This is a genomic window from Pseudomonas cremoricolorata (assembly GCF_000759535.1).
Lineage (GTDB): Bacteria > Pseudomonadota > Gammaproteobacteria > Pseudomonadales > Pseudomonadaceae > Aquipseudomonas > Aquipseudomonas cremoricolorata_A.
The window spans coordinates 3,676,841-3,702,165 of record NZ_CP009455.1; the positions used below are offsets into that span (position 1 = coordinate 3,676,841).

18 protein-coding genes are annotated in these 25,325 nt (G+C 65.4%); 6 read left to right on the forward strand and 12 right to left on the reverse strand.

The window, feature by feature from the left end; translation table 11 throughout:
* Nucleotides 1-40: 40 nt before the first annotated feature.
* From LK03_RS16745 to LK03_RS16775, 7 genes are all read right to left on the reverse strand, one after another.
* The gene (locus LK03_RS16745) at nucleotides 41-2,272 is read right to left on the reverse strand and encodes a TonB-dependent receptor (RefSeq protein WP_156109545.1); all 2,232 of its coding nucleotides are present in this window, start codon (nucleotides 2,270-2,272) and stop codon (nucleotides 41-43) included.
* Nucleotides 2,273-2,390: 118 nt separating this feature from the next.
* Complete coding sequence (locus tag LK03_RS16750) at nucleotides 2,391-3,365, reverse strand: siderophore ABC transporter substrate-binding protein (protein WP_038413515.1); 975 nt, start codon at nucleotides 3,363-3,365, stop codon at nucleotides 2,391-2,393.
* Entirely contained in the window at nucleotides 3,362-4,138 is a 777-nt protein-coding gene (locus tag LK03_RS16755) for an iron ABC transporter ATP-binding protein (RefSeq protein WP_038413516.1), read from the reverse strand. Before LK03_RS16755 ends, LK03_RS16750 begins: the two co-directional genes overlap by 4 nt.
* Nucleotides 4,135-5,088, reverse strand: coding sequence for an iron chelate uptake ABC transporter family permease subunit (locus tag LK03_RS16760; RefSeq protein ID WP_081951627.1), 954 nt, complete (start codon nucleotides 5,086-5,088; stop codon nucleotides 4,135-4,137). The genes LK03_RS16755 and LK03_RS16760 overlap by 4 nt, the downstream gene beginning before the upstream one ends.
* Nucleotides 5,073-6,023 carry an ABC transporter permease gene (locus LK03_RS16765; RefSeq protein WP_049870529.1) on the reverse strand — a complete coding sequence of 317 codons (951 nt, stop codon included), beginning with the start codon at nucleotides 6,021-6,023 and terminating at the stop codon, nucleotides 5,073-5,075. Before LK03_RS16765 ends, LK03_RS16760 begins: the two co-directional genes overlap by 16 nt.
* The gene (locus LK03_RS16770; protein WP_038413519.1) at nucleotides 6,020-7,777 is read right to left on the reverse strand and encodes an ABC transporter ATP-binding protein; all 1,758 of its coding nucleotides are present in this window, start codon (nucleotides 7,775-7,777) and stop codon (nucleotides 6,020-6,022) included. The genes LK03_RS16765 and LK03_RS16770 overlap by 4 nt, the downstream gene beginning before the upstream one ends.
* Complete coding sequence (locus LK03_RS16775) at nucleotides 7,771-9,558, reverse strand: ABC transporter ATP-binding protein (RefSeq protein WP_038413520.1); 1,788 nt, start codon at nucleotides 9,556-9,558, stop codon at nucleotides 7,771-7,773. The genes LK03_RS16770 and LK03_RS16775 overlap by 7 nt, the downstream gene beginning before the upstream one ends.
* A 111-nt stretch (nucleotides 9,559-9,669) precedes the next feature.
* On the opposite strand from LK03_RS16775, the gene LK03_RS16780 reads away from it, so the two are divergent.
* The 6 genes from LK03_RS16780 to LK03_RS16800 all read left to right on the forward strand — a co-directional run bounded on the left by LK03_RS16780 (nucleotide 9,670) and on the right by LK03_RS16800 (nucleotide 17,968).
* Nucleotides 9,670-10,323 (forward strand): TetR/AcrR family transcriptional regulator, encoded by a 654-nt coding sequence (locus LK03_RS16780; protein WP_038413522.1) that lies wholly within the window; start codon nucleotides 9,670-9,672, stop codon nucleotides 10,321-10,323.
* Nucleotides 10,310-10,444, forward strand: coding sequence for a hypothetical protein (locus tag LK03_RS22670; RefSeq protein WP_276203306.1), 135 nt, complete (start codon nucleotides 10,310-10,312; stop codon nucleotides 10,442-10,444). Before LK03_RS16780 ends, LK03_RS22670 begins: the two co-directional genes overlap by 14 nt.
* 243 nt (nucleotides 10,445-10,687) lie before the next feature.
* Nucleotides 10,688-12,445: a BCCT family transporter gene (locus LK03_RS16785; RefSeq protein ID WP_038413523.1), complete on the forward strand. Its 1,758-nt coding sequence runs from the start codon at nucleotides 10,688-10,690 to the stop codon at nucleotides 12,443-12,445.
* A gap of 119 nt (nucleotides 12,446-12,564) precedes the next feature.
* Nucleotides 12,565-14,769 (forward strand): OsmC domain/YcaO domain-containing protein, encoded by a 2,205-nt coding sequence (locus LK03_RS16790; RefSeq protein WP_038413524.1) that lies wholly within the window; start codon nucleotides 12,565-12,567, stop codon nucleotides 14,767-14,769.
* A gap of 10 nt (nucleotides 14,770-14,779) precedes the next feature.
* Nucleotides 14,780-15,319 (forward strand): histidine phosphatase family protein, encoded by a 540-nt coding sequence (locus LK03_RS16795; RefSeq protein WP_038413525.1) that lies wholly within the window; start codon nucleotides 14,780-14,782, stop codon nucleotides 15,317-15,319.
* Between the two features lie 93 nt (nucleotides 15,320-15,412).
* Nucleotides 15,413-17,968 carry a bifunctional diguanylate cyclase/phosphodiesterase gene (locus LK03_RS16800; protein WP_038413527.1) on the forward strand — a complete coding sequence of 852 codons (2,556 nt, stop codon included), beginning with the start codon at nucleotides 15,413-15,415 and terminating at the stop codon, nucleotides 17,966-17,968.
* A gap of 9 nt (nucleotides 17,969-17,977) precedes the next feature.
* On the opposite strand, the gene LK03_RS16805 is transcribed toward LK03_RS16800, so the two are convergent.
* The 5 genes from LK03_RS16805 to LK03_RS16825 all read right to left on the reverse strand — a co-directional run bounded on the left by LK03_RS16805 (nucleotide 17,978) and on the right by LK03_RS16825 (nucleotide 25,310).
* Entirely contained in the window at nucleotides 17,978-19,339 is a 1,362-nt protein-coding gene (locus LK03_RS16805) for a hypothetical protein (protein ID WP_049870530.1), read from the reverse strand.
* A 280-nt stretch (nucleotides 19,340-19,619) separates the two neighbouring features.
* On the reverse strand, nucleotides 19,620-20,864 hold the full coding sequence (locus tag LK03_RS16810) for a saccharopine dehydrogenase family protein (RefSeq protein ID WP_038413528.1): 1,245 nt from the start codon (nucleotides 20,862-20,864) through the stop codon (nucleotides 19,620-19,622).
* A 30-nt stretch (nucleotides 20,865-20,894) separates the two neighbouring features.
* The gene (gene nspC / locus LK03_RS16815) at nucleotides 20,895-21,992 is read right to left on the reverse strand and encodes a carboxynorspermidine decarboxylase (RefSeq protein WP_038414792.1); all 1,098 of its coding nucleotides are present in this window, start codon (nucleotides 21,990-21,992) and stop codon (nucleotides 20,895-20,897) included.
* 1,534 nt (nucleotides 21,993-23,526) lie between these two features.
* The gene (locus LK03_RS16820) at nucleotides 23,527-24,873 is read right to left on the reverse strand and encodes an OprD family porin (RefSeq protein ID WP_038413530.1); all 1,347 of its coding nucleotides are present in this window, start codon (nucleotides 24,871-24,873) and stop codon (nucleotides 23,527-23,529) included.
* Nucleotides 24,870-25,310: a pseudoazurin gene (locus LK03_RS16825; protein ID WP_038413531.1), complete on the reverse strand. Its 441-nt coding sequence runs from the start codon at nucleotides 25,308-25,310 to the stop codon at nucleotides 24,870-24,872. Before LK03_RS16825 ends, LK03_RS16820 begins: the two co-directional genes overlap by 4 nt.
* Nucleotides 25,311-25,325: the final 15 nt, after the last annotated feature.

The window sequence follows — 25,325 nt, forward strand, 5'->3', positions numbered from 1 at the left end:
AGCAAGCGCCAAGCTTGCCGCTTGGCGCCTGCTGCTGGCCCTAGAAATCGACTGAAGCCGACACCTGCACGGTGCGACCTTCACCCAGGCCCAGACTCGCCAGCAAAGGCGTGCCCCAGTAGGCCTTGTTGGTGACGTTGTTCACCGTGCCGCGCAGGGTCACCGGGCGGCCGGCGATGTCCAGCGCGTAGCGGGCGCCGAGGCCGTAGATCGTGTGGCCGGGGATGGACTGGCTGTTGTCGCTGCTCAGGTACTGTTTGGACATCGAGGTGGCATTGGCAGTCAGGGTCAGGTGGTCGATCCATGGAGTGTCCCATTCCACGCCAAGCTTGCCTTGCAGCTTGGGAATGCCGGTGGCGTACTTGCCCTTTTCCTCATCGTCGTCGCTTTCCACCAGCTTGGGCGACACGTAGGCCACGCCGCCCATCAGCCGGACGTCATCCAGCGGCGCGCCGAAGAAGGTCCATTCCACGCCGCGGTTACGCTGCTTGCCACCGAACGAATAGACCCGCGTCACCGGATCGCTGTAGGCGCTGGGGCGCTCGATCTGGTACAGCGCCAGGGTATGGCTGAAGGTGCCCAGGTCGACCTTGACCCCCACCTCCTTCTGTTTGGACTTGTACGGCGGGAAGATCTCATCGCTGTTGGGCGCGTCGAACGGCGCCTTGCCGCCCTTGCTCAGGCCTTCGATGTAGTTGGCGTACAGCGACACCTCATCGGTGAGCTTGAACAGCACGGCAGCGGCGGGGGTGTTGGCGCTTTCGTCGTAGCGCGACAGGCGCGCGCCGTTGTCGGTGTCGAAGTTGTCGGTGCGCACTTCCTGTCGCCGCACGCCGAGAGTCAGTTGCAGGCGCTCATCGAAAAGCCCCAGGGTGTCGGCCACGCCATAGCTGGTCAGGCGGTTCTCCACGTGCTGCACGGCGGGCCATTGCTCGGGCGCCTCTGGCCCCCAGACCGGGTGATGGATGTTGGTGATCCAGTCGTAGTCTGCCACGTGGCGCCGACCATAGTCCTTTTGCGTGTCGGCGTAGCGGGTGGCATTGACCGACCACTGATGGCTGACGCCCCACGTAGCGAAGTGGCCGCGCAGGCCGACATCGGCACTGTGCTTGTGCAGGTCCATCTTCAACTGGCCCATGCGGGTGAGGAAATCACCCTGCTCGTTGAGTACGTTGGCCAGCAGCGTGCCGTTGTAGGCGTAATGGGTTTCGCTGGCGCCGAACGCGGCATAGGCGGTGACCTGGTCGCCGAGGTCGTACTCGCCGCGCAGGATGCCGCCTTTGTCCTTGCTCTCGACATAGCCCCAGTCGGGGTTGAGCAGGGTGCCCGGTTTCGGCGGTTTCGGCACGGCCACCCCCGGCGCCAGGCTGACGCCACGGTTCTGCCCGCGAATGAAGTCGTCGGCCTGGTACAGATCGAGCGACAGCCGCGCCTGCTCGCCGCGCCAGTCGAGCGCCAGGGCGTTGAGTTCGGCCTTGACCCGCTGATGGTCGGTACGCGTGTCGCCATCGCGGTAGACGCTGTTGAAGCGCACGCCGAACTGCTGTTCGCTGCCAAAGCGTCGCCCGACATCGAGGTGGCCGCCGAACTGCGCGTCGGACTGATAGGTGCCGGTCAGCCGGGTCAGCGGCTCGGCACCTGCGCGCTTGGGCACCAGGTTGATGACCCCACCCACCGAGCCGGTCGGCGGCATGCCGTTGAGCAGGGCCGAGGGGCCTTTGATTACCTCGATGCGCTCGTACATCTCAGGCGAGGTGCGGTAGTACGGCGCTACGCCGAACAGCCCGCCGATCGACACGTCGTTGATGTTCGAGGCAAAGCCCCGGATCGAGTAGTTCTCGCTGTAGGTGCCGGTGATGCCGTTGCTGAACACCGCCGGGTCGGTGGCGGCGATCACCTCGGTGATGTCGCGGGCCTGGCGGTCGGCGATGTAGGTGTCGGTGTAGTTGACCGTGCTGAACGGCGTCTCCATGACGTCCTTGTTGCCGAGCAGGCCGACCCGGCCGCCGTAGGCCACCTGGCCGCCGGCATAGGCGGGCGGCAGGGCATTGGGCACCGGCGCCTGGGCGTCGATCTGTGTGGCCTCCAGTTCGGTTGGCGCGGGCTTGGCAGCGCTAGACTCGCGAATAGCGGATGAGTCCTGTGGGATGGCGGCAGCCACCGGCAAGGCCGTGGCAGACACGCTCAGACCGAGCAATACAGCGTGGGCCAACGGAGTGCGCGGCAGGTGGCAGAGGGGTATGCCGCGCAGGGGCGATGAGCGGTTGAACACGTGGGTGTCTCCGATGAAGTCAGTGGGCAATGGTTATTGGCAATGCAAGACGAGGTCGAAGGGCGAATGAGAATCAGCCCTGAACGAACCCGTCAGCGTCCCTGCTGTTGGGCGGGCTTCAGTCCTGATAGCCCTCGATCACATCGTCGACGATGCGCGACAGCGCCGTCGGGCTGGCCGCGGTGACGTACCAGGCCTGCGGGTCGACGAAACGCACCCGACCCTGGCGCCAGGCGTTGGTCTGGCGCAGCAGCGGATTGCTCAGGGTCTCGGCATTCAGGCGCGGGCGGCCTTCCATCACTGCGGTACGGTCGACCACATAGAGGATGTCCGGGTTGGCCTGCTGGATGAACTCGCTGGAGATCGGCTGGCCGTGCAGCCCGGTGTCCAGCTCGGCGCTGGCCGGCTGCACCCCCAGTTCGCTGAAGACGAAGCCATAACGCGACTTGACGCCGAAGGTAGTGAACGCGCCGTTGTTGTGCAGCACCACCAGCGCCCGCTCGCTGCGCCCGGTGGTGACCGCGCGGGCACGGGCGAGGTCGGCGTCGAGGGCGGCGATCTTCTCGGCGGCCAGGGCTTGTTTATCGTAGATCTGCCCCAGGGTGGTCAGGTGCTGGCGGATCACCTCGGTGTAGCCGCTGTGGCTGTCGCGGTAGTCGACGTCGTACTGCACGGTGGGCGCGATTTCACTGAGCGCCCGGTAGTGATTGGCCTGCAGCGAGGTGATCAGGATCAGGTCGGGCCGCGCCGCGTGCACCCGCTCCAGGTTGGGTTGCACGATGGCCCCGGCGTCGAGGGTGTCGGCGGCGTCGCGGTAACGTGCCAGATAATCGGGGACGAAATCCTTGGGCATGGCCGCGATCGGCACCTGCAATTGGTCGAGAAAATCCACTTCGTTCATGTCCAGCGCCACCGTGCGCAGCACCGGTCGCGGCACCTCGGTGCGGCCCAGGCCGTGCTCCACCGTGACAGGCGCCTGCGCGGGCGGGGCGGTGGCGCGTGAGGCTGGCTCGCCGTCGAAACAGCCCGACAGGCTGAGGACGGCGCTGAGCAACGTGAGTGACCAGGGGCGCATGGCATGGATCGGCTTCATGACAAGTCTCGGGGTGGGTTGAAGTAGTTGCACAGTGGCCCGCGCGCGCTGTGGCTGATGGCGAAGTCGAGGTCGTACAGCGCGCGCAGACGGGTTTCGGTGACCACCTCGGCGACGCTGCCGGCGCAATGCACGCGCCCGGCCTTGAGGGCGACGATGTGGTCGGAATAGCTGGCAGCGAAGTTGATGTCGTGGACCACCAGCAGCACGGTGCAGCCGCGCTCGTCGCACAGCCGGCGCAGGGCGCGCATGATCTGCACGGCATGGCGCATGTCGAGGTTGTTGAGCGGCTCATCGAGCAGCAGGTAGTCGGTCTCCTGGGCGATGGTCATGGCCAGCAGGGCCATCTGCCGCTGCCCGCCGCTGAGCTCGTCGACGTAGCGCTGGCGCAGCGAATCGAGGCCGAGAAAGGCGATGGCCTGATCCACCGCGCGGTGGTCGTCGGCGTGCAGGCGGCCGCCGCAGTAGGGGAAGCGGCCGAACTCGACCAGCTCTTCGACGCGCAGGCGCAGGTTCAGCTCGGTGGCTTGGCGCAAGGTCGCCACCCGCCGTGCATAGGCATTGCTGGCAATGCGCTGGATCGGCTGGCCAGCCAGGCGAACCTCACCGGCACTGGCCTCCAGCAGCCGGCCGATCATCAGCAGCAAGGTGCTCTTGCCGGCGCCGTTGGGGCCGATCAGCGAGGTCAGGCGGCGCTCGGGAAAGCTCAGGCTGACGCCATCGAGCACCGTGCGTGGGCCGTAGTGTTTGTGCAGGTCGTGGACGCTGATCATCGGTGGCTCCGCTGGCGGGTCAGCAAGACCAGGAAGTAGCCGCCGCAAAGCAGATTGATCAGCAGGCCGACGGTGGTCTTGTAATTGAATAGGTGCTCCACCAGCAGTTGCGCGATGAGGAACACGACAATGGCGATGGCGCTGCCCAGCGCCAGGGTGAGGCGATGGCGGTAGCTGGTCGCCAGGCGATAGGCGAGGTTGGCGACCAGCACGCCCATGAATGCCGTTGGCCCGAGCAGGCTGGTGGAGATCGCCACCAGGGCGGCGATCAGCGCCAGTTGCCGGCGCAACACGCGCGGATAATCGACGCCCAGCGACCTGGCCTGGTCGCGGCCCAGGGCCAGCACATCGAGGGTGTTCAGCTGACTGCGGTTGAGCAGCGCCAGGCCCCCGACCAGCAGCGCCGCGACCAGCAACTGGGCACCTTGCACGCGGTTGAACGATGTCTGGCTGACGCCTTGCAGCAGGGAAAACTCGCCGGGACTGATCTTCAACTGCACGAACTGGGTCAGCGAGCCGAGCAGCAGGGTCAGCACCAGGCCCACCAGCAGCAGGAAGTACAGGTTGTGCTGGCCCTCGCGCAGTAGCCAGCGGTGCAGCACCCACGAGTAGCCGAACATCACGCTGGCGGCCAGCAGCACATTGCCCTGGGCGCCCAGCAGCACCACGCCGGCGCTGCCCAGCAGCAGCACCAGCAGCGCCTGCAGCAACAGGTAGAGGGCCTCATAGCCCATCACCGCCGGGGTCAGCAAGCGGTTGCCGGTGAGGGTCTGGAAGGTGATCGCCGACCACGCCACACAGACCCCGCCTACCAGCATGGCGCCCAGGCGTAGCAGGCGCCGGGGAATCACGTAGGTCAGGTCCCAGTCGGCGCCAACCAGCACGAAGGCGCTGCTCAGCAGCAGCACCAGCGCCCACGGCGCATGGCGCGCCATCAACGTCGCTGCCATAGCAGCAGGCTGAGGAACAGCGCGCCGCCGACGATGCCCGCGGTGAGGCCGATCGGCACCTCGAAGGGGTAGATCAGCAGCCGGCCGAGGATGTCACAGGCCAGCAGCAGTACGGCTCCGCCCAGCGCGACCCAAGGCAGGCTGCGGCGCAGGTTGTCGCCATGGCGCAGGGCGATCAGGTTGGGGATCACCAGGCCGACGAAGGGAATCGCGCCGACGCTGATGACCGTGGCCGAGACCGTCACAGCCACCAGCAGCAGCCCCAGCGCCACGCTGGCCGGGTAGTTCAGGCCCAGGCTGGTGGCGATGCCTTCACCCATGCCGACCACGGTAAAACGCTGCGCGAACAGGTAGCTGAGCAGCAGCGCCGGCACGCTCAGGTAGAGCACTTCATAGCTGCCCTGGACCACCTTGGAGAAATCGCCGAGCAACCAGCCCTGCATGCTCTGCAGCAGGTTGTGGCGGTAGGCGTAGCCTTCGGCGACGGCGCTGAGCACGCCGCCGTACATCAGGCCGATCACCGGCACCAGCACCGTCTGCTGCGCCGGCAGCCGACGCACCAGGGCCAGAAACAGCAGGCTGCTGCCCAGACACACGGCCAGGGCGATGAGCATGCGCAGGCCGACGCCCGCATCGGGCAGGCTGATCAGCGCCAGCAGAATGCCCAGCTTGGCCGCATCCAGCCCGCCGGTGGTGGCCGGCTCGACGAAGCGGTTGCGCACGATGTGCTGCAGGATCAGCCCGCACACCGCAAGCCCAGCGCCGGTCACCAGCAGTGCCAGCAGGCGCGGCAGGCGGCTGGCGGTGAGGGTCAGCCAGGCCTCGGGCGAGCCCTGCCACAGCCCGCTCAAGGGCAGCGCGCGGGCACCGATCAGCAGCGACAGCGCGCACAGCACGCCGAGCGCCACGGCCCAGTTCAGGTGGCTGCGGATCATGGCGTCGGTGACTCAGGCGCAGCGGTGCTCACCCGCCAGCGCTTGGCCGCCGTGCGCTGGGCGAGGAACGCGGCGTAGCGTCCGCCTTGATGGCGCAGGCGCGGCGCCGGGCCGGCTTCGACGACCTGGCCGTGCTCCAGGACCACGATCTGGTCAGCCAGGGCCACGGTGGACAACTGGTGGGCGATCACCAGCACCGTGCAGCGTCCGCGCAGGCGTGCCAGGGTACGGCCGATCAAGGCCTGGTTTTCAGCGTCCAAGGCCGCGCAGGCTTCGTCGAGCAGCAGAATCGGCGCCTGCTTGAGCAGTGCCCGGGCAATGCTGATGCGCTGTCGTTCGCCGCCCGAGAGTCGCGCGCCGCCTTCACCCACCTGGGTGTCGAGCCCGTCGGGCAAGCGCGCGATGATATCCTCGACCCCAGCGCGTTGTACTGCATCGTGCAACTCGGTGGCGCTGGCGTTGGGGCGGGCGATGAGGATGTTGTCGGCGATGCTGCCCTGTTGCAGCCAGGTATCCTGAAACACTTGGCTGACCTGCGCTGCCAGCACCTCGCTGGACATCGCTCGCACATCGACATCGCCGATGCGCACGCTGCCTTGGGTCGCTTCGAAGAAGCGTGCGATCAGCCGCATCAGCGACGTCTTGCCGGCCCCGGAGGCGCCAATCAGCGCGGTCATGCTACCGGGCGGCAACATGAGGTCGACACCGCGCAGCACCTCGGCTTGATCATCGGCGTAACGCAGGTGCACGCCGCTGAAGCTGACGCCGGCATGGGCTGGCGACTGCGGCTGGCGCGGCGCGGGCAGGGGCTGCGCGGCGAGCACCTCGGTGGCGGCCTGCAGCGGGCCATCGGCGCTGCGCAGCAGCTCGACCTGGTTGATCACATCCAGCAGCGGATCGACGTAGCGGCTGGTCAGCACCAGCGCCAGCAGCAACAGCAGCGCCTGATCAGCGGGCAAGCCAGGGTCGATTTGCCAGGCGGCGGCCAGCAACAGTGCGGCGAACAGCCCCTGGACCACCCAGCCATTGAGCACCACCGCAAGGGTCGAGCGCAGAATCAGCCGCCTGGCGCTGCGTTGCTGCGCAGCCAGTGCCTGCTCGAGCTGGGCGGTGGCGCTGCCCTGGGCGTTGAAGGCGCGCAGCACCGGCTGCAGCTGGGCAAATTCCAGCAGGCGCTGGCTGACCTCGGCAAAGTGCGCGGTGTAGGCCTGCTCGCTGCGCCGCGCCAGACGCGCACTGAGCAGCAGGCTGGCCAGCAGCAGCGGCACACCGCCCAGCGCTACCAGCCCCAGCGGCCACGACAGCACGCTCAGCAGCAGTACCACCGGCAACACGGCCAGCGCGCCACTGATCAGCGGCGTCAGCACATGCGCCGGCAGTTGCGCCAGGGCCATCATGCCCGGCCCGATCAACTGCCCCAGACGCGCCGTGTGGGCGGGGCTGAACCAGCCCAGCGGCAGGCTCGCGACATGCTCGCCCAGGCGTTGGCGACCCTCGCGCAGCAAGGCGAAGGCCACCGCCACGCCGGTTCTTTCCAGCGCCAGACGCCCGCGCCAGCCAAGCAGCATGGTGCAGGCCAGGGTCAGCAGCCACAGGCTGGCCGCGGCCAGTTCGCCACGCAGCAGGCAACGCAGGATCGGCACCAGCAGGCACAGGGTCAAGCCGCTGAGCAGGCCGTACAGCACGCTGCACAGTAGGTAGTGGCGCAGTGTCGAGGTGTGCTCGCCGAGCAGGGTACGCAAGGTGTTCAGCATGGAGCAGGGGCCTGTGCCGGTGGCTGTTGGCAATCGTGTTCAAGCGCGCTGGCGTAATCGCCGAGCGCCCACAGCCGGGCATAGCGACCGTGGGCTGCGAGCAGCTCAGCGTGGCTGCCGCGTTCGCAGATCACGCCGCGCTCGAGCAGCAGAATCTGTTCGGCATGCATCACCGTATCCAGGCGATGGGCAATCACCAGCACGCTGCGGCCTTTGGCGAATCGCGCCAGCGCCTCCTGCAAGGCCACTTCGCCCTCGGCATCGACGGCTGCGGTGGGCTCGTCAAGCACCAGCAGCGGCGGGTCGATCAGCACGGCGCGGGCGATGCTCAGGCGCTGTCGCTCGCCGCCCGAAAGCACCGCGTCATCGTCGATCACCGCGTCATAGCCGCGTGGCAATTGCAGGATGCGCTGGTGAATGTTCGCCACCTGCGCCGCGGCTTCGATGTCGGCCTGGCTGGCGTCGGGGCGGCCGAGGGCGATGTTGTCGCGGATGCTGGCGCGCAGCAGGCGTACGTCCTGCAGGACGAAACCGATGCGGCCGTACAAGGTGGCGCTGTCGATGTGCCGCACGTCGACGCCGCCAAGGGTGATGCGGCCCTGGCTGGGGTCGTGAAAGCGCAGCAGCAGGCGCGCCAGGGTCGACTTGCCCGAGCCGGACGGGCCGACCACCGCAGTGGTGGTGCCGGGCTGGAGGGTGAAGTCGATGCCGCTCAAGATCGGCTTTTGCGCGTCATAGGCAAAGCCAAGGCCTTCGACGCGCAGCTCGTTGTCGCGTGGGTGCTGTGCGCGCACAGGTTGCGCCAGCACCGGCGTGTGCAACAGGTCCAGCACACGCTGGGCCGCGGCTACCGCGTTGTGCAGGTCGTGGGTGATGGCGTGCAGCAGTAACAAAGGTGCGCATAGCCCGGGGGTGACCAGCACGAATGGCAGCACCTGCAGTGGGGTCATCCAGCCCAGGGCAACCATCAGCACCGCGCCGATCAGCACCACACCGAGCACGGTTGCCGGCGCGATCAGCGCGTTGGCCTTGGCCATCGCCACTACCAGAGGCCGGGTGAACTGGTCGAAGGCGTGCGCAAAGCCACTGACGGCGCGCTGGTAGCGCGGGTCGTGGCGATTGCCGAAGGCCTTGAGCACCGGCATGCCATTGACGAACTCGACCACCGCGTTTTCCAGCTCGGCGATGCGTTCGCCCAGTGGGCCCATGTGTTGCGCACTGGCGGCCATGGCTCGGCGCAGGAACAGCACAAAACCTGGGAAGGGCAGCAGGGCCAGCAGCGCCAGGCGCCAGTCCATCAGCATCAGGTAGCCGACCGCCGCAGTGACGGCGCCCAGCACCCGCCCCAGGGTGGTGAAGAAATGCGCGACCAGGCTGTGCAGGGTGCCGATGTCATCCTGCAACGCGCGCTTGACCGCGCTGGAGCTGCGCCCCCCGAACCAGCCCAGCGGCACCTGCATCAGGTGCCGGGCCAGGGCCAGGCGCAAGTGCCCGGTGATGCGGTTGTCGGCGAGATGCGCCAGCAGTTCGGCCAGCACGCTGAACACGCCGCTGGCGAACAGGCAGGCGACACTGACGGCGATGATTGCGCCGCTGCTCCAGGGGCTGGCCTGCTCGCTCAGCAGGTTGGCGCCAAGCGCTGCGACACCGGCCAGCGGCACCAGGCTCAGCGCCGCACCCAGCGCCGCCAACAGGGCGGCGGCGATCAGTTGCCCGCGGATCGGCGCCAGCAGGGTAGAGAGAGGGCGGGAAGGGTGTGCGGGGGCGTGGTCGTGGGTCATGGAAGCGGCTTCGAACGACGTCGGATTAATTAGTTGCATGACTATAAACTAATTTGCGAAATCCATACAAGACAGCTACAAGTCCACCTTCAACCGTGTCAGGAGTGCTTCATGGAATCGCCGCAACGCAGCGCAGGACGCGGGCGTCCCCGCACCATCACCCGCGAGCGCATCGCCGACGTCAGCGTTGAAATCGGCCTGGCCAACCTCACCGTGGTCGGCGTGGCCGCCGCGTTGGGGGTGAGCCATATGGCGCTGTACAAGCATGTCGCCAGCCTCGAGGCGCTCAAGACCCTGGCTGCCGAAGAAATCTTCCAGCGCTGGCAGATCCCCAAGGCTGGTGAATGTGGCGACGGCGAAGGCTTGCAGGCCTACCTCAGCGCGTTCGCAGGTTCGGTCGCCGCCTTCGTCAAGGCCCACCCCGGCGTCACGCCGTATGTCATCCGTCGTCTGGCCGCCACGGCGCCGATGATCGACAAGATCATCGCCCACCAGCAGCACATCGCCGAGGCCTACGGCCTGAGCCTGGAACGTGCCCGCTGGGTGCTGGCCACAGTCGCCTTCCATGCCTTCGCTGCCGCCGACACGGTGTATTCGGTCGCCGCCCGCGAGCCCTTGCCCGGCGTCGACAGCCCCGAGCAACTGGCCGAGATGGAGGCCGAACTCGACCAAGGCTTGCAGGCGCTGGTCGTCGGCGTGCTCACCGTGGTTGACCACGACCAAGTCAACACGCAGCGTCGCGGGCCGCTGCATGAGCCTGTTTGATCGCCTCTTCGGCGGCCGCGTCCGGCAGTCACCGCCCGATGAGGCGCCAATCAGCGACGCCGAGGCGCTGTGTGGGCTGGCCGCCGCGGCGCAGACCGGCCTGAGTCTCAAGCCGTCCTAAGCCCCCCAGCGTGTGCGCCGCGCCCGATGGGCGGCGCACGTATCTACCCGCGTCGTGGGCTGTCGTGAATGCCTGCCACGGCGTCGCGGGCAGAACACGCCAGGACGGTATGGGAACGCGTAGCGGGTGGCTGCGGGCCGGATAATTCCGCCGCCTGCAGCGAGGCCGATCAAGCCTGGGCAGGCAACCGAGTGAACGCCAGAACAACAACAAACCTGCCCATACCCACACGGGGGCCACTCCATGGCAACACCTGCCCAGCCCGAGCCGTTGGCGCTCGGCGTCACCGATCCGTCGAAAACCGAAGAAGCCCGTCAGGACCGTCATCTTGAAGGCACCGTCGACTGGATCGTCTTCGGCATCACCAGCGTGTGCGCGGTTGCGTTCATCGTCTGGGGCTTCATCAACCAGGCCAGTCTCGCCGCCAGCGCCTCCAGTGCGCAGTCGTGGGTGATCGTCAACTTTGGCTGGTTCTTCGTGCTGACCTCATCGATTTTCGTGGTCTTCGTCCTGTGGCTGGCGGCCAGCCGCTATGGGCGCATTCCGCTGGGCCGCGATGGCGAGGCGCCGGAATTTCGCACGGTGTCGTGGGTGGCGATGATGTTCAGCGCCGGCATGGGCATCGGCCTGATGTTCTTCGGCGTCGCCGAGCCGCTGTCGCACTACGTCAGCCCGCCACCGGGCACCGCTGCGCCGCAGACCAGCGAAGCCATGCAGGTGGCGATGGCCACCACCTTGTTCCACTGGACTCTGCACCCCTGGGCGATGTACGCCATCGTCGGCCTGGTGATCGCCTACGGCACCTTCCGCCGTGGTCGTTCGCAACTGATTTCCACCGCCTTCCGGCCGCTGATCGGCCGACACGCCAATGGCCCGCTGGGGCGCCTGATCGACATGATGGCGATCTTCGCCACGCTGTTCGGCTCGGCCGCCTCGCTGGGCCTTGGCGCGCTGCAGATCGCCGGTGGCCTTGAGTACAACGGCTGGATCGAACAGCCGAGCAAGCTGTTCTACATCGCCATCATCACGTTGCTGACCATTGCCTTCATCGCCTCGGCAGTGTCGGGCATTGGCAAGGGCATCCAGTGGCTGTCCAACACCAACATGGTGCTGGCCTTGGCCCTGGCGCTGTTCGTCTTCCTGGTCGGGCCGACCTTGCTCATGCTCAACCTGTTGCCGACCTCGCTCGGTGTCTACCTCAAGCACCTGCCGGACATGATGGCCCGCACCAGTGCCAGCGGCGGCGAGCCGATGGACAACTGGCTGGCCGGCTGGACCGTGTTCTACTGGGCCTGGTGGATTTCCTGGACACCCTTCGTCGGCATGTTCATCGCCCGTATCAGCCGCGGCCGCAGCATTCGCCAGTTCGTCAGCGGCGTGCTGCTGGTGCCCAGCCTGGTCAGCCTGGTGTGGTTCACCATCTTCGGCGGCGCCAGCATCGATGCCCTGCAGCAGGGCGCCTTCACCCTGGTCGACGGTGCGGTGAACAGCAACCACGCCCTGTACCAGTTGCTCGACAGCTACCCGTGGGCTTCGGCCACCTCGGTGCTGGTGATGATTCTGGTGGGGATTTTCTTCGTTTCCGGCGCCGACGCCGCGTCGCTGGTCATGGGCACGCTGTCCGAGCACGGCACCACCGAGCCGTCGCGGGCCACGGTGATCTTCTGGGGCGCACTGACCGGCACGGTGGCGGCGATCATGCTGGCCATCGGTGACCCGAGCAATCCCGGCGAGGCGCTGACCGGCCTGCAGAACCTGACCATCGTCGTCTCGCTGCCGTTCGTCATCGTCATGGTGCTGCTGTGCCTGGCGCTGTACCGCGACCTGCGCAAAGACCCGATGATGCTGCGTCACGTACGCGCCGGCGAGCTGATCGAAAAAGCCGTGCTGTACGGCGCGGTCAAGCATGGCGAGGAGTTCTACATCGTGGTGCAGGAGAAAAAGCCCGCCAAGGCCGAGCGTGACGCCCAGCCGCACGAGGCCGAGGTGACGGGGCGCTGACCCAGGCCCGCTTTCACCCAGTCCGCGGCGCCAGAGCACAGCGCCGCGGACAAGACTTCCACGGGAAAAATCCGGATAATCGCCGCCACTCACGTTATGACGGTACCCGGTAAGCGCCCATGGAAATCAAAGTCAATTTTCTCGACAACCTGCGCCTTGAGGCCAAGTTCGACGACTTCACAGTGATCGCCGACCAGCCGATCCGCTACAAGGGGGATGGCTCGGCGCCGGGTCCGTTCGACTACTTCCTGGCCTCTTCGGCGCTGTGCGCGGCGTACTTCGTCAAGCTCTACTGCCAGACCCGCAACATTCCCACCGACAACATTCGCCTGTCGCAGAACAACATCGTCGACCCGGAAAACCGCTACCAGCAGGTGTTCAAGATCCAGGTCGAACTGCCCGCCGACATCTCCGACAAAGACCGCCAGGGCATCCTGCGCTCGATCGACCGCTGCACCGTGAAGAAGGTGGTGCAGACTGGCCCTGAGTTCATCATCGAAGAGGTGGAAAACCTCGATGCCAGCGCCCAGGCGCTGCTGATGCCCGGCGCCCAGGGCGAGAACCGCACGCTGATCGCCGGCAAGGACCTGCCGCTGGAGCAGACCATCGCCAACATGTCGGCGATCCTCGAAGGCTTAGGGATGAAGATCGAGATCGCCTCGTGGCGCAACATCGTGCCCAATGTCTGGTCGTTGCACCTGCGCGATGCGCAGTCGCCGATGTGCTTCACCAACGGCAAGGGCGCCACCAAGGAAGCCGCGCTGGCCTCGGCGCTGGGCGAGTTCATCGAGCGCCTGAACTGCAACTTCTTCTACAACGACCAGTTCTGGGGTGAGGAACTGGCCAACGCGCCGTTCGTGCATTACCCCGACGAACGTTGGTTCCAGGCCGGTGCCGACGACAGCCTGCCCGAGGAAATTCTCGATGAGCACTGCCGCGCCATTTTCGATCCCGAGCACGAGCTGCGCGCCTCGAACCTGATCGACACCAACTCCGGCAACGAGGCCCGCGGCGTGTGCTCGCTGCCGTTCGTACGCCAGTCCGACGGCGAGGTGGTGTATTTCCCCTCCAACCTGATCGAAAACCTCTACCTGAGCAACGGCATGAGCGCCGGCAACACCTTGGCCGAAGCCCAGGTGCAGTGCCTGTCGGAAATCTTCGAGCGGGCGGTGAAAAAGCAGATTCTGGAAGACGAACTGTGCCTGCCCGATGTGCCGGCCAGCGTGCTGGCCAAGTACCCGAGCATTCAGGCCGGTATCGAGGCGCTGGAGGCCCAGGGCTTCCCGGTGCTGGTCAAGGACGCTTCGCTCGGCGGGCAGTTCCCGGTCATGTGCGTGACCCTGATGAACCCGCGCACCGGCGGTGTGTTCGCCTCGTTCGGCGCGCACCCAAGTCTTGAGGTGGCGCTGGAGCGCAGCCTCACCGAACTGCTCCAGGGCCGCAGCTTCGAGGGCCTCAACGACCTGCCGGCACCGACCTTCGACAGCCATGCGCTGACCGAACCGAACAACTTCGTCGAGCACTTCATCGACTCCAGCGGCGTGGTGTCGTGGCGCTTCTTCGGCGCCAAGCCTGACCATGACTTCGTCGAGTGGGATTTCTCTGCCGCTGGCGAGCGCGCCACGGCCGAGGAAGCGGCCACCTTGCTGGCGATTCTCGAAGACCTCGGCCACGAGGTTTACATGGCCGTGTACACCCATCTGGGCGCCACCGCCTGCCGCATTCTGGTGCCGGGCTATTCGGAGATCTACCCGGTCGATGACCTGATCTGGGACAACACCAATAAGGCGCTGTACTTCCGCGAAGACATCCTCAACCTGCACCGCCTCGACGACCGTGCGCTCAAGGCGCTGCTGTCACGCCTGGACAACAGCGAGCTGGACGAATACACCCAGATCAAGACCCTGATCGGTATCGAGTTCGATGACAACACCGCCTGGGGCCAGCTCACCGTGATGGAGCTCAAACTGCTGATCTGCGTGGCGCTCAAGCAGTGGGACCCGGCCAAGGAGTGGGTCGAGATGTTCCTGCAATACAACGACAACACCGTCGAACGTGGGCTGTTCTACCAGGCGCTGAACGTGGTGCTGGAAATCCAGCTCGACCGCGACCTGCACCTTGAGGACTACCAGGCCAACCTGCAGCGCATGTTCGGTGAGGCGCGCATGCAGGCGGTGCTGGGTTCGATGGACGGCAGCGTGCGTTTCCACGGCCTGACCCCGACCAGTCTCAAGCTCGAAGGCCTCGACCGCCACCTGCGCCTGCTCGACAGTTACAAAAAGCTCCACGCCGCCCGTGCACGCATGGCCCCGGCGCAGGGCTGAGACACAGGCCATGCGCGCCATCGAGCTGGTCTTGCGCTGCCACGCCGGCACCGCGGCGCAGCGCCTGGGCCACTTCCACCGGGTCGATGAGCCGCTGAGCCAGCCGCCGGCGCTCGACCCGGCGCTGGCAGGCTGGCGCTGCTTGCTGGCGCCGGAGTTGCGCGTGCGGCAGACCGCTGAAGGGCTAGGGCTGAGCGGCGAGGTGGTCGACGCCTTGCGCGATTGTGACCTTGGCGCATGGCAGGGCCAGTCACTCAAGGCCTTGCAACGCGACGCAGGCGCTGCCTTGCAGCACTGGCTCGACGACCCGCACGCCGCACCCCATGGCGGTGAGTCGCTGCATCAGCTGCAACAGCGCGTTGGCGACTGGCTGGAGCATGGCCTAGGTCCGGGACGTTGGTTGGCGATCACCCATCCACAGGTGATACGTGCTGCAGCGCGGCACGTGCTCGACCTGTCGTTTGCCGCAAGCCAGCGGCTGGATATCCAGCCGCTTGGTGCGCTGCATTTGAGTTGGTATGGGCGTTGGCGGATGAGGGTGGTTGGATAGGGCGCGGTTGCGAGCCACCCGGTCGTCACCCCAATCGATCACTCCTGAAAAAGCCGGGTCAACTCCCTAACTCAGGTCGAACCGGGTGCTGGAATGGACTCTCTTCAGGGCAAAGGTCTGTCACCGCGCAGTCAGGTGGTCCGGCGGTTGATCGTGATGTTCACGCTACTGTTGGTGCTGACCCTGGCCATCGCCCTGGGCTCGCTATGGCGCATCGCCGTAGGCCTGGATCAGCGCGAAGCCGCGCAAAGTCGCTTCCATGCTCAATCGGCACTCGATCAGCTTCACGCGCGCGAGCGCAGCTACGTGCTGGGTCACGGCTTCTGGCAAGCCGCCTACGACCACCTCAACGGCCCCAACGCGGCAGCCTGGGCGTTCGATCAGGACAACATCGGTCCGACCTTGTATAGCCAGGACGGCTACTACGCGGTTTACGTGCTCGACCAGGACACCAGCCGCTACGCTATGCTTGCCGGGCGATTGAGCGATCAGGGCCTGGCGGCGCACAGCGACAGCGCGGCGCGTGTGCTTGCCCAGGGGCGCCAGGCTGGGCAGCGCGGTGAGGCGGCCTCCGGCTACCTGTTGTTCGATGGTCAGCCTGCCCTGTTTGCGGCGTCGCTGATTCGTCCGCCGGCCTTGCCCCATCATTTGCCCGCACCTTCTACAGTGCTGGTGTTCATCCGCCTGCTGGATGCGCCGGTGCTCGATGGCCTGGGGCGCAGCGCCGGTCTGCGGGGTTTCGCCACTGCCACGCTCGCCGCTGCCGAGGATCAACCCGATCAGCTACCGCTCGAAGGCAGCGCCCATGTACTGACCTGGCATACGCTGCAGCCAGGCATCGAGTTACTGCGCAGCGTGCTGCCGCCCCTGGCGCTGGCGGCGTTGATCATGGCGCTGATCCTGTCGATCAGCGCCCGCTATGCGATGCGCGCCAGCGCCAGCATCGACCGTAGCCAGCAGAAGATGCTCGCCTCGCAAGCGGCCTTGCAAAGCAGCGAGGCGCGCTTCAAGGCGGTGGCTGAAGCCGCCTCGGACTGGATTTGGGAGACTGACGCAGACCTGCATCTGACCTACCTCTCGGCCCGCTTCGCCGAATTGACCGGGCACGCCGTCGAGGACTGGCTGGGACGTCCGATCACTGCCTTGCTCGACTGCGACACGGGCGATGTGCGTCGCTGGCTGCAGGGCCTGGCCACGTCACAGGCCGCAGGCAGCCTGCGCTGTCAATACCACGACCGTCTGCAACAGCGGCGCATCTGCCGCATCGCGGCGCGGGCTATCGTCGACAGCGGCCAGTGTCTCGGCTTTCGGGGTACCTGCAGTGATATCACCGACGAAGTGGCCGCCCATGCGCAGATCCAGCATCTGTCGCAACACGATGCACTCACCGGGTTGCCCAACCGCAACCAACTGATGCGCTTTCTCGAACAGGATTGCCAAGGCAGCGGTCAGGTGCCGTTGGCCGTGCTGATGCTCGATCTGGACAACTTCAAGCCGGTCAACGACGGGCTCGGGCATGCGGCCGGCGATGCGGTGTTGATCGAGTTGGCGGCGCGCCTCAGTCGCAGCGTGCGCGACTGCGACCTGGTGGCGCGGCTCGGCGGCGACGAGTTCGTCGTGGTACTGATGCGACCCGGCGCGCGCAGCGAACTCGAGCGTTTCTGCCAGCGGGTGATCAGCGCACTGCAAGCGCCCATCGACTTCGAGGGGCACCGCTTGCAGGTAGGCGTGAGCATCGGCATCGCGCTGTCGAGCCAGTACCCCGGCAGCCCAGCCGAGCTGATTCGCTGCGCGGATGTCGCGTTGTATCAGGCCAAGCGCGATGGCAAACACACCTGGCGCTTTTTCTCGGCCGAGATGAACAGCACGCTGGCTGAACGCCGGGTCCTGGAACGCGACCTGCGTCAGGGTATCGGCCGTGACGAACTGGTGTTGCATTTCCAGCCACGCTACAAGGTCGACGGCGTGACCATCGCCTCGGTGGAAGCGCTGGTGCGCTGGCAGCATCCCGAGCACGGGCTGCTGATGCCGGACCAGTTCATTGCCCTGGCCGAAGAATCCGACCTGATCGTGCTGCTGGGCAACTGGGTGCTTGCCCAAGCCTGCAGCCGCGCGCTCCAGTGGCCGCTGCCGGTGAGCGTGTCGGTGAACATGTCGCCGGCGCAGTTCAGCCGCAGCGATGTGGTCAGCGATGTGCGCCAGGCGCTGACTCATTCGGGCTTGCCCGCGCAGCGCCTGGAGCTGGAAATCACCGAAAACGTGATGCTCAACGACATCGAAGGTGCGCTGCAGACCATGAACGCCCTCAAGGAGCTGGGCGTGCGCCTGAACATGGACGACTTCGGCACCGGTTACTCGTCCCTGGGGTATCTGCGCACCTATCCGTTCGACAGCATCAAGATCGACAAGCGCTTCATCCAGTCGCTGGCAAGCAGCACCAGCGACCGCCGGGTGGTGCAGGCGATCATCAACCTGGGCCGGGCGATGAACATGACCGTGACCGCCGAAGGCGTGGAAACGGCCGAGCAATTGGCAGTGCTCAATGACGATCAGTGTCACGAGGTGCAAGGCTACCTGCTCAGTCGGCCCGTTCCCCATCAGCGGCTGGTCGACTTGATGGCCGCTCAAGCACAACGCCCGGTCGACTGAGAAGGTGCTTCACTGCGCGGTCGTGCGCTCGACCAGCAGAACACTGCGGGCGTCGCAGCACCGGCAGCGGATGCTCACCTGTTGCGCCTCGACGCGTGTTTTCACGGCACTGGAGCCGCAGCGGCTGCAGTGCCAGGTGTCGCCGGCACGTGGCGCCGAATCCAGGGGTTCGGGCAGGGCCTTGAGGTAGTCGCTAAGCGGCCGTTCGACACCGCCATCGTGCTGACCCAGCAGCAGGCCATGCAGCACCCGGCTGTAGGCCGAGCGTGCTGCATTGGCGCTGTGCCGCGAAGCCTCTAGCGGCCACTGCTCGTCGATGGCGCGCTGGCCCAGCGCGCCAAGCTTGCCGGGTAGCGTCTGCGCAGCGTGCAGGGCATTGACGTTGCAGCGCTCGGCGAACTGAACGGCGCTGCGCAGCGCACTGTTGGCCAAGTACCAGACGCTGCAGACCGGCAGTCGCTGCAACAGCTGCGCAGCGATTTCCCGAGTGTGCTCGACCCCGCGTAGCGCCAGGCCGTGTTCGCTGCAGCGCTGCTCCAGGTGGCCGAGCACCTCTTCAACCGCCAGTTGCCGCACCAGCGCGCCCAGCTCGCGCTGCCACTGAGGCTGTGGCCCGCGAGCGAACTCCTGATGCAGGCGCTGGTACACCTCGGTCAACCGCGCCCGGCGCTGGTCATCGAGGGTGACATTGCAGACCCAGCGCACCCGTTCCAGGCGCGGCATCGCTGGATTCAGGCTGAAGGCTTCGAGGTCCGAGTCCGGATCGAGCAGTAGCAGGTGCTGTTGGCGCAGCTCGTCGAACAACCTCGCGTCCATACCCTGACTGGGGCTCAGACGCAGGCCAGTGCCGTTCGCTTGCACCGCCTCGATGCGGTCACTGCGGGCGCTGCCACGGGCTTCGACGATGGCCATCAAGGCCACTTTCTGCGCCAGGCTCAGGCGCTCGTAGGGTATCAACGGCTGGCCCTGCAGGCCCCAGTAGGCGTCGATTTCACCGCGCAGTTCGTCGTCGTGGTTCTGCTTGGCCTGTGCCCGACTGGCGGCGCAGGGCGCGCAGATGCAGTAGCGCTGCAGGCGGTTGTAGGCCGGAAAATAGTGCCGGTGCGGGCAGCTCAGGCAAAAAGCTTCGTTGACGCTGTGCTCAGGCTCGGTCTTGCCGCGGCGGCGGATGTACAGCGATTGCAGGCACCAGGGACACTGCAGGTCGCTGCAGGCCTTGGGGGGAAAGGCTTTGACCAGGCTGTTGGGGCGCAGCTCGACGGCGTAGCGCTCCAACAGTGGCGCAATGCGTGCTCCGGCCAGGTATTCCTGATACAGCGTTTCGATCTGTCCGGCACTGAGGTGGCCGAGCTTGTGCTGGTAGTCCGTCAATTCTGATTCTCCCTGTGTCAACGTGCCGCAGACGTGTGCGTCGAATCATGGGAGTGCGTAGGCAAAGGAGAAAGGCTAGGGACGAGGGGCTTTTCGCATTGAGCTGTAGGAGGTTTCCTAAACTCAAAATAAGGCATGCCAGCCACTGGCAAGACCGGCTGCGTGCAGAGGGGCGGGAGAGCGAAGGAGGAAAATGACAAGGGGCTGCCTGGGCAGCCCCTTGTGCGCGCAGCGCCGGGATCAGTCGAGCTCAGCGCACGGTGCGCTCATGCCGCAGCGATCAGACCTGGGCATCCCAGGCGCGGTCGCCATGCTCGTCCTTGACCCGCGTCGGCAGGCCCATGACGTCCAGCGCCTTGAGGAACGGCTCGGCTGGCAGTTCTTCGACGTTGACCATGCGTTGCACATCCCACTGGCCACGGGCGACCAGCAGTGCAGCAGCGACGGGCGGTACGCCGGCGGTGTAGGAAATACCCTGGCTTTCGGTTTCGGCGAAGGCATCTTCGTGGTCGGCCACGTTATAGATGAACACTTCACGCGGCTGGCCGTCCTTGGTGCCTTTGACCAGGTCGCCGATGCAGGTCTTGCCGGTGTAGCCGGGGGCCAGCGAGGCCGGGTCGGGCAGCACCGCCTTGACCACTTTCAATGGCACCACGTCCAGACCTTCAGCCGTGCGTACCGGCTGCTCGGAGAGCAGGCCGAGGTTGTTCAGCACGGTGAAGACATTGATGTAGTGCTCGCCGAAGCTCATCCAGAAGCGCACGTTGGGCACGTCGAGGTTCTTCGACAGCGAGTGCACTTCGTCGTGGCCGGTCAGGTACAGGTTCTGTTCGCCGACCACTGGCAGGTCGTCGGTGCGCTTGACTTCGAACATGCGGTTGCTGGTCCACTGGGCGTTCTGCCAGCTCCAGACTTGCCCGGTGAATTCGCGGAAGTTGATTTCCGGATCGAAGTTGGTGGCGAAGTACTTGCCGTGGGAGCCGGCATTGACGTCGAGGATGTCGATCGAGTCAATGCGGTCGAAGTACTGCTGCTGCGCGAGTTTCGCGTAGCTGTTGACCACACCCGGGTCGAAACCGACGCCGAGAATGGCCGTGATGTTCTTTTTCTGGCACTCGTCGGTGTGTTTCCACTCGTAGTTGCCATACCAGGGCGGCGTTTCGCAGATTTTGCCTGGCTCTTCGTGAATCGCGGTGTCCAGGTAGGCGACACCGGTATCGATGCAGGCGCGCAGCACCGACATGTTGAGGAACGCGGAACCGACGTTGATGACGATCTGCGATTCGGTTTCGCGGATCAACGCCTTGGTCGCTTCGACATCGAGCGCATTGAGCGAGAAGGCCTGGATGTCTGCGGGCACCTTGAGGCTGCCCTTGGCCTTGACGCTGTCGATGATGGCCTGGCATTTGGAGATGTTCCGTGACGCAATCGCAATACGACCCAGCTCGTCGTTATGCTGTGCGCACTTGTGGGCCACCACCTTGGCGACACCTCCTGCACCAATGATAAGAACGTTCTTCTTCAATTTAGCTGTTGCTCCTTACTGAACGCCGTCTTACGACAGGCTGGAAACGTAGTCGTCGAAACCGAACTCGCGGACCACTTCGACACTGCCATCGAGCTGCTTGACGACGATGGCAGGCATTTTCAGACCATTGAACCAATTCTTCTTGACCATGGTGTAACCGGCCGCGTCGACGAACGACAGACGATCACCGATGGCCAGCGGCTTGTCGAACTGATACTCACCGAAGATATCCCCGGCCAGGCACGACTTGCCGCAGATCATGTAGCTGTGCTCACCCTCGCTCGGCGCCAGCTTGGCATTGAGGCGGTAGATCAGCAGGTCGAGCATGTGCGCTTCGATGGAGCTGTCGACCACCGCCAGGTGCTTGCCGTTGTACAGGGTGTCGAGCACGGTGACTTCCAGCGACGCGCTCTGGGTGATGGCCGCTTCACCCGGCTCCAGGTACACCTGCACGCCGTAGGTTTGGGCGAACTGCTTGAGACGCTGGCAGAACGCATCGACATCGTAGCCTTCGCCGGTGAAGTGAATGCCGCCGCCCAGGCTGACCCATTGCACCTTGTGCAGCAGATGACCGAAGCGCTGCTCGATGTGGCTGAGCATCTGGTCGAACAGGCCGAAGTCACCGTTCTCGCAGTTGTTGTGGAACATGAAGCCTGAGATGTCGTCGATGACGGTGGCGATTTTCTCGGGGTCCCATTCGCCCAGGCGGCTGAACGGGCGCGCCGGGTCGGCCAGCAGGTAGTCCGAGCTGCTGACCTGCGGGTTGACGCGCAGGCCGCGGGTCTTGCCGGCCGACTGCTCGGCGTAGCGCTGCAACTGGCCGATGGAGTTGAAGATGATCTTGTCGCAGTTGGCGAGCATCTCTTGGACTTCATCGTCGGCCCAGGCGACGCTGTAGGCGTGGGTTTCGCCGGCGAATTTCTGCCGTCCGAGCTTGAGCTCGTAGAGCGAGGACGATGTGGTGCCGTCCATGTACTGCTGCATCAGGTCGAACACCGACCAGGTGGCGAAGCACTTGAGCGCCAGCAGCGCCTTGGCACCCGACTGCTCGCGCACGTAGGCGATCTTCTGCATGTTGCTGAGCAGCTTGGTCTTGTCGATGAGGTAATACGGCGTCTTGATCATCTGAAGGCCTCCGGCCAGGCCGGCCAAAAAAAAGACACGCATTGTGCCTTCACTTGCCGCGGACCGAAAGGGCAGGCGGCGCTTTTCGTCAGCCTAGAGCCGCTGGCGCGGTTGGCAGGTGACCGGGCCGAGTATTTCAGGGGAGTGTGACGCAATGGTGGCAGGGGTGGTTGCGTGCTTCGCAAGGGATTGAAGGGGCAAGGCTGCGGGCTGGATCGCGAGTGCTCCGCCACGACTTATCTGCGTGGCTTTCGACGTCAACGATTCATATCCGCTGACTGTAGCTGTGATCGATCAGTCAGAGCGAGGCTGGGTTCAAGGGCGCTGTTTCGCCTGAGTGGACTGACTCCCAAAAGTCGGTCGCCGTAAGGCGAAACTTGCGATGTGTCAGGCGCATCAGTACCGATATCGATCTGCCGATCAGCACAAGACTGAACCGGTACGGCCATGGATTTCTTGGTGGTGCTGGGCCTGAAAACCGGACTGTACTCTGTAGAGATATGTTGGCTTCAAGACCGCTGTTTCGCCTGCGGCGACATCCTTTTGACGCGGCAAAAGGATGCAAAACCGCCGTGCTCCACTAGCCGGCCCTACACTACGCTGCGCTTCGTTCCGGGTCCCCTGCGCTCCGGTGCTCTACGGGGCGCCGCGGGCAAGGGTTGCTGCGCAACCTTAACACCTCGCGTCCTCGGCTGCGCCTCGGGTGCGCTGACGCGCACGCCCCTTCGAACACCTACGCTCCGGCCGGCTACAGTCGCGATCTGTGGCGCCTGGACGATTGGTATACAAGAGCCTTTGCGCGCCTGTGCCATCGCAGCTGTCGCTGGCGACGATCTAGTTCTGGCGTCGATGCCGATCACGAAACTGAGCCGCTGCGGCCAGGCATATCTGTGCGGCAAGCCTGTAGAAATCGACCTGAACGACCGATCACAACAACATCGGCCAAGCGCTCCCACACACTGATCGCTCAGACAACACAGATCGCGACTGTAGCCGGCCGGAGAGGAGGTGCTCGTAGGGCCGTGCGCGCAGCGCACCCGAGGCGTAGCCGAGGACGCGAGGTGTTAGGGTTGCGTAGCAACCCTTGCCCGCGCTGGCCCGAAGAGTGCCGGAACGCAGGGAACCCGAAACGGAGCGCAGCGTAGTGTAGGGCCGGCTAGTGGAGCACAGGGTTTTGCCGACTTTTGCCCCCAAAAGTCGGTCGCCGCCAGGCGAAACCTGCGATATGACAGGCGCATCGGCATCGATGTCGATCTACCGATCTACCAATCAATTCCGAGCGGGTGACCCTAAGGATGTTCAGGTATTTCCGGGCGGAGGGCCAACGCTATGGCCTGCAGAGATTCGTTGGCTTCAAGACCGCTGTTTCGCCCGCGATGTATCAGGCGCATCAGTGTCAAAACCGATCCACCGATCAGGAAAAGGGTGAGCATCTGCGGCCAGAAATATTGTGGTGGTTCTGGATATGGAGGTCCGTAAAACCAACCTCGCCCTCACCAGCCCTCACCATACACTCAAGCAACGCACAGACCGCCTACAACCCCCCCTGCAACGGATACTCCACCGCCAGACGCAACTGATCACTGTCCAGCTCCGCCTGCGCAGTATTGCCGCGGTGAGTGTTGTAGCGCAGCGAGAACGTGGTGCCCTTGGCCTGTCCGGACTGCACCACGTAGCGGGCTTCCATGTCCCGTTCCCAGTGCTTGCCGCCGGTGCCATAGCCCAGGTAGGCGTAGCCGCCGTTGCGGTCGACGTGGCTGCCATCGATGTCGAAGCCGCGCACGTACAGCGCGCTGAGGTTCAGGCCCGGTACGCCGTAGCCGGCCATGTCGAGGTCGTAGCGCACTTGCCAGGATTTCTCGTTGGGGGCGTTGAAGTCCGATAGCTGCACGGCGTTGGCAATGTAGATGGCGCCGCGGCTGACGTAGTCGAACGGGGTATCGCCATGCACTTGCTGCCAGCCGAGGCTGACGCCGTGCGGGCCGTGGTCGAAGCGCCCGACCAGGCTCCAGGTGGTGTTGTCGATCTGCCCCGACAGCGCCTTGCCGGTGTCGGTGGTGCGGTACAGGTTCAGGTCCAGGCTGAGGCTTTGCTGATCGTCCAGGGCGTGGCTGAAGGTGCTGCCCAGGTAGTGCTGGTTCCAGGTGTCTTCGTAGCGGGAGGTGTACAGGCTGGCGCTGAACTGCGCACTGGGGTTCCACACCGCGCCGGCAAGGTCGACGGCTTTGCCCTGGCGCGCATCGGAGTAGTTCACCGCGAAACCGCGTTTGTGGCTCGACGCATTGCGGTCGGCGTTCTCGGTGAAATGGCCGGCCACCAGACGCAGGTGTTCGAATTCCTTGCTGTCGAGGAACCAGCCGGTGAAGGTCTCGGGCAGCAGGCGGCTGTCGGAGGCGCTGAACACCGGGGTCTTGATGCGCTGCTCGCCGTAGGACAACACGGTGTTGGAGGTGCGCAGCTTGAGCGCGGCGCCGGCGCGGCCGTAGTCGCGCTTGGGATGGCCGTCGTTGTCCAGGCTGAGCAGGCGCGCCTTGCCGGCTCGACCGCCGCCGCTGTCCAGTTGCACGCCCAGATAGCCATGGGCATCGACGCCCACGCCCACGGTGCCCTGGGTGAAGCCCGAGCTGAAACTGCCCATCAGCCCGTAGCCCCATTCGGCGGCCTGGTCGCTGCGCGCCTCGCGCGGTTTGTAAGCGTTGCGTGCGCTGCCGTTGCGCCCACCGTGGCGGTAGTCGCGGCGGTCATAGACGCTGCGGTTGAGCACGTTCCAGCGGCTGTCTTCGATGAAACCGTTGCTCTCGGACTGCGCCGATTCGGCCAGGGCCAACGGTGTGACACTCAATAGCGGCAGCAGCACCGCACTGCGGACCACGCGTTTCATCGCTCGGCCTCCAGCTGGCTCAACTGCGCCTCCAGGCGGCTCCTGGCCCGCGCCGGCAGGTTGTCCGGCAGGCTCACCGGCGAGGCGCTGCGTTCGCCGACTTCGATCAGCATGACCATGCCCATCGCCAGATGCGGGATGCACTGAATGCCATACAGGCCGGGTACGTCGAAGGCCTGTTCGGCAGGCTGGTTGAGCTTGCTCTTGAACGCTTCGGCGCCCTGCGGCAGCAGGCCGGGAAGGGTGGCGGCATTGTGGCTGGCATGGGTAGGCACGAAACGCACCGTGTCGCCGGGGGCGATGCGCAAGTGGTCGGGCTCGTAGACCATGGCGCCCTCGGCACCGCGGTTGAGCATTTTCACTTCGAACACCTCGGCGGCGGCCACAGGCGTCAGCAACAGGCCGGCAAGCAGTACGGCGACGGGGGACAGCGACATAACGGAACGTCCTGG